Here is a 6,999-nt window from a genome sequence, read left to right on the forward strand (position 1 = left end):
GCCCGGGCACGAGGGACGAACGAAAGTAGACGCGCACTCCACGAATGAGAAGTGGCGTGGAACGCCTCTTGCGATGGCATGCAGCGCACCAACAACGCCGAAGGGGACCACCCCGGCACCTGATGTGCGCCAAGGAGGTCCCCTCGTGGACGATGTCTGGGCAACCGTGGCCCATGGCGTCACGGCTGTTGTTGCTCGGCTGTCTTCGCCGGGCAGCCACGCTTCAGCGTGTACTGGTAGTAGCCAATCTCGTCGATCCAGAACTCGCCCTGGAACTTCCAGTAGTTCCACGCCGCGCCCGGCATCTTCGGCCGGTACAGCGACTGACGCGTGAGCAGCGCCTTCTGGTCCACGCCCGCCTGCAGCAAGTCCTTCTCGTCCAGCGCCGTCTGCACGCGGATGATTTCGGCCTGGTCGGAGAAGGTCCGCAGGTTGTCCGCCGCCTCGCGAATGCGGCTGCGCGCCAGCGTGCCGCCCACCTGGAGCAGCGTGCCGCGCACGTCCTCCAGCGAGGCCACCGTCTGCGTCGCCAGGGGTGTGCCGCGCCACGGGCCGCCGCTCAAGTCCCGCTTCTCCTCATCCAGCTTCGCCAGCACGCGCATCACCTCGCGGATGCGCTCGTTGTTGCGCAGCCACAGGTACACCGGGCGCGGCAGCCGGCGATTCTCCGCGGCCACCAGGTTGTAGGCCTGCACCAGGTCGCCGTCCTCGGCGGTGAAGGGCTCCAACTGCTTGGCCATGGGGCCATACAGCTCGTCGAAGGCCGCCAGCGTCGTCTTCACCTCGTCGTAGAGGCACGAGTAGTAATAGACGGTCGACTTGAGGATCCACGACTCCGGCTGGAAGGCCCCGGCGAACTGCGGCGCATGCAGCGCCTGGAGGCTGCCGAGCGCTCCACCGAAGTCCTCGTTCTGGAAGCGCGCGAAGCCGTTCTCGAAGAGAGACTGGTCCCAGTAGCGCGTGTAGCGCGGCACCTTCTCGTAGGCGACGGTGGCGTCGGCGTACTCGCCACGGCGGTAGTGCAGCCGGCCCAGGCCGATGAGGGCCAGGTGCTGCGTCGCCTTCAGCTCCACCTGCGGTTCATTCGACGACAGCGAGGCGTTGAAGGCGGCCAGCGCCTCCTTGTCCAGCGCCTCACCCTCGCCGGGGCGGCCGGGGAAGCGCGGGTCCGCGAGCACCACGCCCAGCAGGTAACGCGCCTTCGCGTAGACGCGGCTGTCCTTCGGCACCGCCTCCAGCAGAGAGCGCGCCTCCTCGAAGCGCATGCGACGCTGGCTCACCGTGCCCACCAGGTAGTTGATGCGGGCGAGCACTTCCTTGGGCAGCGTCACCCACTTGTCCCGCACCTCCTCCGAGTACGCCTGGTTGAGGATGCTGGGGATGAGGTTCTGCTCGTCCAACTGCTGCTGCATGTCCACCAGCCCCTCCACCGCCTTGAGGTACGAGGGGTGCGAGGGCCCGGCGTTGACGATGGCCGCGTAGGAGATGAAGGCCGAGACGGGCAGGCCCTTCTTCGCCAGCGACTGCGCGAGGAAGAACTCCGCCTTGCCCTTCGTGTCCGCGTCACCACCGGACTCCGAGGCCTGGAAGAACAGCGGCGCGGCGGTGTCGAAGTCACCGGCATTGAAGGCGGCCAGCGCGCGGTTGTAGCCACCCGAGTCCTGCTGGGCGGCCACCGCGAACGGCGCCAGGACGACGAGGATGTGGAGCAGTCGTTTCATGGCGAGTCGTGCCTTCATGGCGAAATCAGAAGAGGAACGAGAAGCCTGCGTAGAAGCTGATGTTGTTGAGGACGTCGGAGGACGGCTCGGCCACCAAATCCCGGCCGAGGATGATGTCCTCGCGGTAGTTCTTCTTCGTCTTCGGATCCACGCCGTCGAACTTCTCGTACTTGCAGCTGCCACTGAGCTGCAGCGAGCTGAACTCCTGGCCACCGGCGCGCGCGGCTTCCAGCGTCTCGAAGTCCGCCAGGTTGCAGCCGTCCACCTTGTCCACGCGCGCCGTGTAGATGAGGTCCCTCACCTCCAGGCGCAGCGCGTACGACTCGCCGAACTGGAGCCGGAACCCACCGCCCACCGAGCCGAGGAACTTGTTGCCCGTGTCACCGAAGCGCGCCGGCACGTTGTAGCGCTGCCCGTCGACCTCGTTGGAGACCTCCGGTCGGATGAGGTGCCGCGTGGAGCCCACGCCCGCGCCGCCGCTCAGCACCAGGCTGAACTGCGCCAGCTTGTCGTCGAGGAACGCGAACTTCCCGTACAGCGGCGTCACCTCCACGCCCGCCTGCGCGCCCCAGACGAGCAGCAGCGACGAGGCGGCCTGGGCCTGCTCGCGCACCTTGTCGATGAGCTCCAGGTTGAAGTCGCTCTCGTTGGTGTGCCAGTTGTACTGGCCCGTCACCTGGAGCGCGAAGTTCTCCTGCAGGTGGTAGCTGTAGTGCAGCGCCGTGCCCGCGTGGTTGGTGTACTTGCCGTTCACCTGGACGACGGCCGGGTACAGCGCCAGCTCGTGCTTGCTCTCGTCCGCGAAGCGCTTCTTCTGGACGATGTGCAGCGACACGTTCGGGTTGTAGAGCGGCGCGCCATTCACCAGTCGCTGCTGCTGGACGTCCGTGGTGCGCGGTGCCTCGTCCGACGCGGCCAGCACCGGCGCGTCTTCCGGCGTCACCGGTGCATCGACGTCGCGCGCGCGCTCGGGCTCGGACAGCACGGGCTGCTCGTCCTGTGCGTCATCCATGGGCGCGAGCGCGGGCTCGACTTTCGGCGCCTCGGCTGCCTCCATGGGCACGGTGGGCTCCGGACGTGACGTCGGAGCGCGAGGCACCTCCGGCTTCGGCTCCGGGGGCCGCGCGGGAGGCGGAGGCACGGACGTCTCCGCGCCCGGCCCGGGCACGGACGGAGCCTCTTCCGCCTGGGCGAGCACGACAGCGGGCTTCGGGAAGCGCGGAGGGGCGGCCTGGGCCGCCGCCGCGACGAGGAGCGCGAGGGACAGAATCGGTCGCATGGTTTTCAGGAGGCCCTAGAAGGAAAAGGTGTAGCCGAGGTCGAACTGCACCAGGTGCGTGAGGCCGGGACTGGAGGCGACATCACCCGTCACCCGCCCCGCCTCCCAGTCGTCGCGGACCAGGTTGACGCGGTAGTTGTCGCGGAACACCCAGTCGCGCAGCTCCAGCCGCACGCCGTGCTTTTCGAGGATGAAGAAGCGGAAGCCCACCGCCGCGGACACCACCGGCGCCACGCGCGTCTCGCGCACCCAGTAGTTCTCCGAAGCGGAGCCCCGGTCGTCCAACGAGGTGCGGTTGTCACAGACGCCCAGATCCCGATCCACCACCTGCGAGCACTGGATGACGGAGTTGCGCTGGAAGCTGCCCACCCCGCCGCCCGCCCAGACGTACGCCTGGAAGTGCGCGGGCAGGTCGGACACCAGACTCAGCTTTCCGTAGATGGGCGCCCACCGGACGCCGGCCACCCCGTGGAAGTTCATCTCCCAGAGGTCCTCCAGCTCGTCCGTGACGCGCTTGTCCTCGCGCGCCAGGAAGCTCTCGGAGATGGAGCGCGCCAGTCCCGTGTGGCGGCTGGCCGCATAACCGGCGCGAGCCTCCACGGCGAACGTGTTGAAGAGGTTGTAGGCGACGCCAGCGGAGAAGAAGTAGTGCGCCGTCAGGTGCGTCTGGAGGGGCAACCCCACCCCCAGCGACGCCTCCAGGTGTCCGCCCGGCTCATACAAACGATTGCGGACAACGACGTTGTCGAGGACAGCCTCGTCATCCTGCGCGGCGGCCCCAGTGGCCGCCAGCCAGATCAGCAGTGGAGCAAAGACGCGGAGCGTGCGTGCGTTCATGGTTCCTGCCCGGCCCAAGGGGATGGGCCGCCGTGTGCGGGAGTCCAAAGCCTCCCCCATCCAGGGCGCCTGCGTCACCCGACGCCAGGTGCCTTCGTGGCGCATCCATGTGCGCACGGCTTCCACTCACGACAAGCCACGGAACCCACGGGGCGGAATTATTTTCACCCTCGGGCAACCGCGCCGCCCACCGGTCAACGTTTCGGGGCGGAGAAACGCCCACGCCTGGGCACGACACAGGCCACGGCTTCCCACCGGGAGCACACCCGTGCCCCTCCGGCCTCAGCGAAGCCCGCAAAAGAAAACGCCCCGCCCGGATGCCCGACGAATCGGGCCCGGAAGCGGGGCGTCAGGAGCGCTTCAGAAGAAGACGCTCAGCAGCGGATCAACCGCGGCGCGCGGCCTTGTGCTGCTCGCGCATCGCCACCTTGATGCTGGGGCGCAGGAAGACGATGGCGTTGTTGTGGCCGGGGACGGCGCCCTTGACCAGCACAAGGCCCTTCTCCAGATCCACTTCGACGACGGTCAGGTTCTGCGTGGTGACCTGCTCCACGCCGTAGTGACCCGGCATCTTCTTGTTGGGGTACACGCGGCCCGGCGTCTTACGCTGACCGATGGCGCCCGGGTGACGCTGATACTCGTGCGTACCGTGCGTCTTGGTCTGCGAACCCTTGAAGCTCCAGCGGCGCATGACGCCGGAGAAGCCACGACCCTTGGTCACGCCCGTGACATCCACGAGCTGACCCTTGGAGAAGAGGTCCGCCTTGACGGCGTCGCCGACGTTGAAGGAGGTGGCCTCCTCCACCGTGACGCGGAACTCCTTCACGTGGCGGCGATACGGGACGTTGGCCTTCTTGAAGAAGCCCCGCTCGCACTTGTTCAGAATCTTCTCGCGAATCTCACCAAAGCCCAGGGTGACCGCGGAGTACTGATCCTTCTCCGGGGTACGCTTGCCCACGACCTGGCAGGTGCTCACGTCGATGACCGTCACGGGAACGAGGTTGCCCTCGTCATTGAACACCTGGGTCATCCCGATTTTCTTGCCAATCAGACCCTTCACGTCGTCCTCACACTGCCAGCGCGCGTAGGCGCGGAAAAACCCAATAAAATCAATGATCTGGCCCGCGAACTACACTGCGGTCCCCAGGAAGCGGCGCAATGTAGCAGACATACCCCCCACGTCAAGCACTACGGGCGGGGGGGTACCTCACTGAGCGCGATCAAGCCTTGGGTAGAAGGCCGCGAGCTGCGCGTCAGCGATGCGCTGAGCGTACACGTCCTCGCCCAGCAGGAACAGCGCTTGATCCAGATAATCCTCGGCCGCCTTCACCTGTTCCTCCAACGTGGCGATGGTTTGATCCACTTCCGCCATGCGCTGGTCGTGCTCGGCCAGCCGGGCCTCGGCCTCGTCCTCCATCTCCAACAGGCGCTTGTGCGCCAGGATGCCGGGGGCGCCGGGCTGACCGGGCTCTGGGGTGAGGGCGGTGGACAGCCGGAGGTCCAGGTCCTCGACTTCCCGGCCGAGCCGCATCTGGGTGAGGCGGTTCTTCTTGAGGTTGGTGCGCGCGACGTCGATGCGGGCGACGTCCTGTCGCGTCAGCTCCATGTCGGCGATCTTCTTCTCCAGCTTGATGAGGCCATCGGCGGCGTAGCGCAGCTCCGCGCGCCGGGTGGCGAGCGTCTTGCGCAGGTCGTTGACCTTGCCGTCGATGGCGTCCACCGCCTTCTTCCATTTGCGGACGATGGCCTGGTGGCCGACCTTCTCCGCTTCCTGCTCGTCGAGGAACGCCTGATAGGCGGCGTCCTCATCGTTCATCTCCTGCTCGAGCGCCGCCAGTTCGTCACGGCGCGCCACCACCGCTTCCTCCGCCTTGTAGACACGGTCCATGGAGCGGGGGCAGTTCGGCTTGCCCGGGAGCCTGTCCCGGGCGAGGTCGCCGAGCTGAAAGATGAGATCGTCGTAGCTCTCCTTCGCCATGGGCGGATTTCTACGCCCAACACGCGGGGACTGTCACCGGGAGAGCGAGCGCCCGACGCGCGTTTTCAGGAGTCGGCGGGCGCGGCGGCGGCGGGGGAGCTGGCCATGGTGGACGCGGCCAGGGCTCCTTCGGCCAGGGCGAGCAGCTCCCGGGCACGGTCCTGCTCCTCGGTGCGGTTGAGCTCGCAGACCCACGCCGAGGACAGGTCCGCCTGCTGCCGGGCCAGCTCGGCGGTCGTCTCGTAGCGCGCGGCGGACGCTCGGGCGAAGGCGCCCTCCCGCCGCAGCTCCAGGAGCGTGTCCGCGTCCAGCTCGATTTCCTCGGGGGGCACCGGCAGGGGCCCCCGTCCCAGCGCCGCCAGTCGCGCGAGCAGCCGCGAGGCGTGCGCCCGGCAGAACGCGGCGAGCACCATCAGCCTCGCGCGGACCCTGGCGTCCATGATCCGCTCGGCGAGCATCGTCATCCGCCGGGCGGAGACGACCTCCGCCTCCCACGCGGCCGCCAGTGCCGCGGCCAGCCGGGTATGCCTCGCACCCATCTACGTCCCCCGATCCCTACCCACTTCGAGCCCAACGTAGGGATGGGTGCCGCCGGATTCAACCGAGTGCGCGCTCGACCATCCAGTACCCACCAGCGGCGAGGATGCACACGGACAACACTCGCACCGCCCCGCGGTGCACCGCGGGCCTGCGCTGGAGCATGCGCAGGGGCGGCAGCAGCACCACGACGACCAGGGCCTGCCCCAGCTCCACGCCCAGGTTGAAGCCCACCAGCCCCTTCACCACCGAGTCCCCCAGGCCATAGCCCGCCAGCACGCTCGCGAAGCCGAAGCCGTGCACCAGCCCGAAGAGGAAGGTGATGAGCGCCCGGTGGCGGTGCTCGCGCAGCACCAGGTTCTCCACCGCCACATAGATGATGGATGCGGCGATGGCGGCCTCCACCCAGCGCACCCGATCTCCGTCGAGCACCACCCAGCCGAGCGCGGTGGCCCCCAGCGTGATCGAGTGCGCCACGGTGAAGGACGTCACCAGGAGCAGCACCCGCTTGAGCCCGCCTCCCACCAGCAGCACCGCGAGCAGGAAGGCGAGGTGGTCCACGCCCTCGAAGATGTGGCGCAGGCCCAGCCCCACCCAGCCGCCAAACCCGCTGACGGCCGACGAGGCCCCCTGCCCCGGCCCGGGAA

7 protein-coding genes are annotated in these 6,999 nt (G+C 68.0%); all 7 read right to left on the reverse strand.

The genetic code is table 11. The features are described from left to right. Nucleotides 1-179 precede the first annotated feature (179 nt). Complete coding sequence (locus tag FJV41_RS30170) at nucleotides 180-1,721, reverse strand: tol-pal system YbgF family protein (RefSeq protein WP_141646038.1); 1,542 nt, start codon at nucleotides 1,719-1,721, stop codon at nucleotides 180-182. A gap of 25 nt (nucleotides 1,722-1,746) precedes the next feature. After that, a complete protein-coding gene (locus FJV41_RS30175) occupies nucleotides 1,747-3,000 on the reverse strand; it encodes an outer membrane beta-barrel domain-containing protein (protein WP_141646039.1) in 1,254 nt (417 codons plus the stop codon). Nucleotides 3,001-3,015: 15 nt separating this feature from the next. Beyond that, nucleotides 3,016-3,837 (reverse strand): outer membrane beta-barrel domain-containing protein, encoded by an 822-nt coding sequence (locus FJV41_RS30180; RefSeq protein ID WP_141646040.1) that lies wholly within the window; start codon nucleotides 3,835-3,837, stop codon nucleotides 3,016-3,018. A gap of 385 nt (nucleotides 3,838-4,222) precedes the next feature. Then, nucleotides 4,223-4,897, reverse strand: a complete 675-nt coding sequence (gene rplC, locus FJV41_RS30185; protein ID WP_141646041.1) for a 50S ribosomal protein L3 — start codon at nucleotides 4,895-4,897, stop codon at nucleotides 4,223-4,225. 147 nt (nucleotides 4,898-5,044) lie between these two features. Beyond that, nucleotides 5,045-5,815: a hypothetical protein gene (locus tag FJV41_RS30190; RefSeq protein ID WP_141646042.1), complete on the reverse strand. Its 771-nt coding sequence runs from the start codon at nucleotides 5,813-5,815 to the stop codon at nucleotides 5,045-5,047. A gap of 65 nt (nucleotides 5,816-5,880) precedes the next feature. Continuing rightward, nucleotides 5,881-6,354, reverse strand: coding sequence for a hypothetical protein (locus FJV41_RS30195; protein WP_141646043.1), 474 nt, complete (start codon nucleotides 6,352-6,354; stop codon nucleotides 5,881-5,883). A 58-nt stretch (nucleotides 6,355-6,412) separates the two neighbouring features. Then, on the reverse strand, nucleotides 6,413-6,999 hold a 587-nt coding region (locus FJV41_RS30200; RefSeq protein ID WP_141646044.1), incomplete at its 5' end, for a HupE/UreJ family protein.

The organism is Myxococcus llanfairpwllgwyngyllgogerychwyrndrobwllllantysiliogogogochensis, from assembly GCF_006636215.1.
Classification (GTDB): domain Bacteria; phylum Myxococcota; class Myxococcia; order Myxococcales; family Myxococcaceae; genus Myxococcus; species Myxococcus llanfairpwllgwyngyllgogerychwyrndrobwllllantysiliogogogochensis.

Bases quoted from the DNA above. Each gene is read 5' to 3' on its own strand.
- FJV41_RS30170 (WP_141646038.1), bottom strand. From the start codon at position 1,721: ATGAAACGACTGCTCCACATCCTCGTCGTCCTGGCGCCGTTCGCGGTG.
- FJV41_RS30175 (WP_141646039.1), bottom strand. From the start codon at position 3,000: ATGCGACCGATTCTGTCCCTCGCGCTCCTCGTCGCGGCGGCGGCCCAG.
- FJV41_RS30180 (WP_141646040.1), bottom strand. From the start codon at position 3,837: ATGAACGCACGCACGCTCCGCGTCTTTGCTCCACTGCTGATCTGGCTG.
- FJV41_RS30190 (WP_141646042.1), bottom strand. From the start codon at position 5,815: ATGGCGAAGGAGAGCTACGACGATCTCATCTTTCAGCTCGGCGACCTC.
- FJV41_RS30195 (WP_141646043.1), bottom strand. From the start codon at position 6,354: ATGGGTGCGAGGCATACCCGGCTGGCCGCGGCACTGGCGGCCGCGTGG.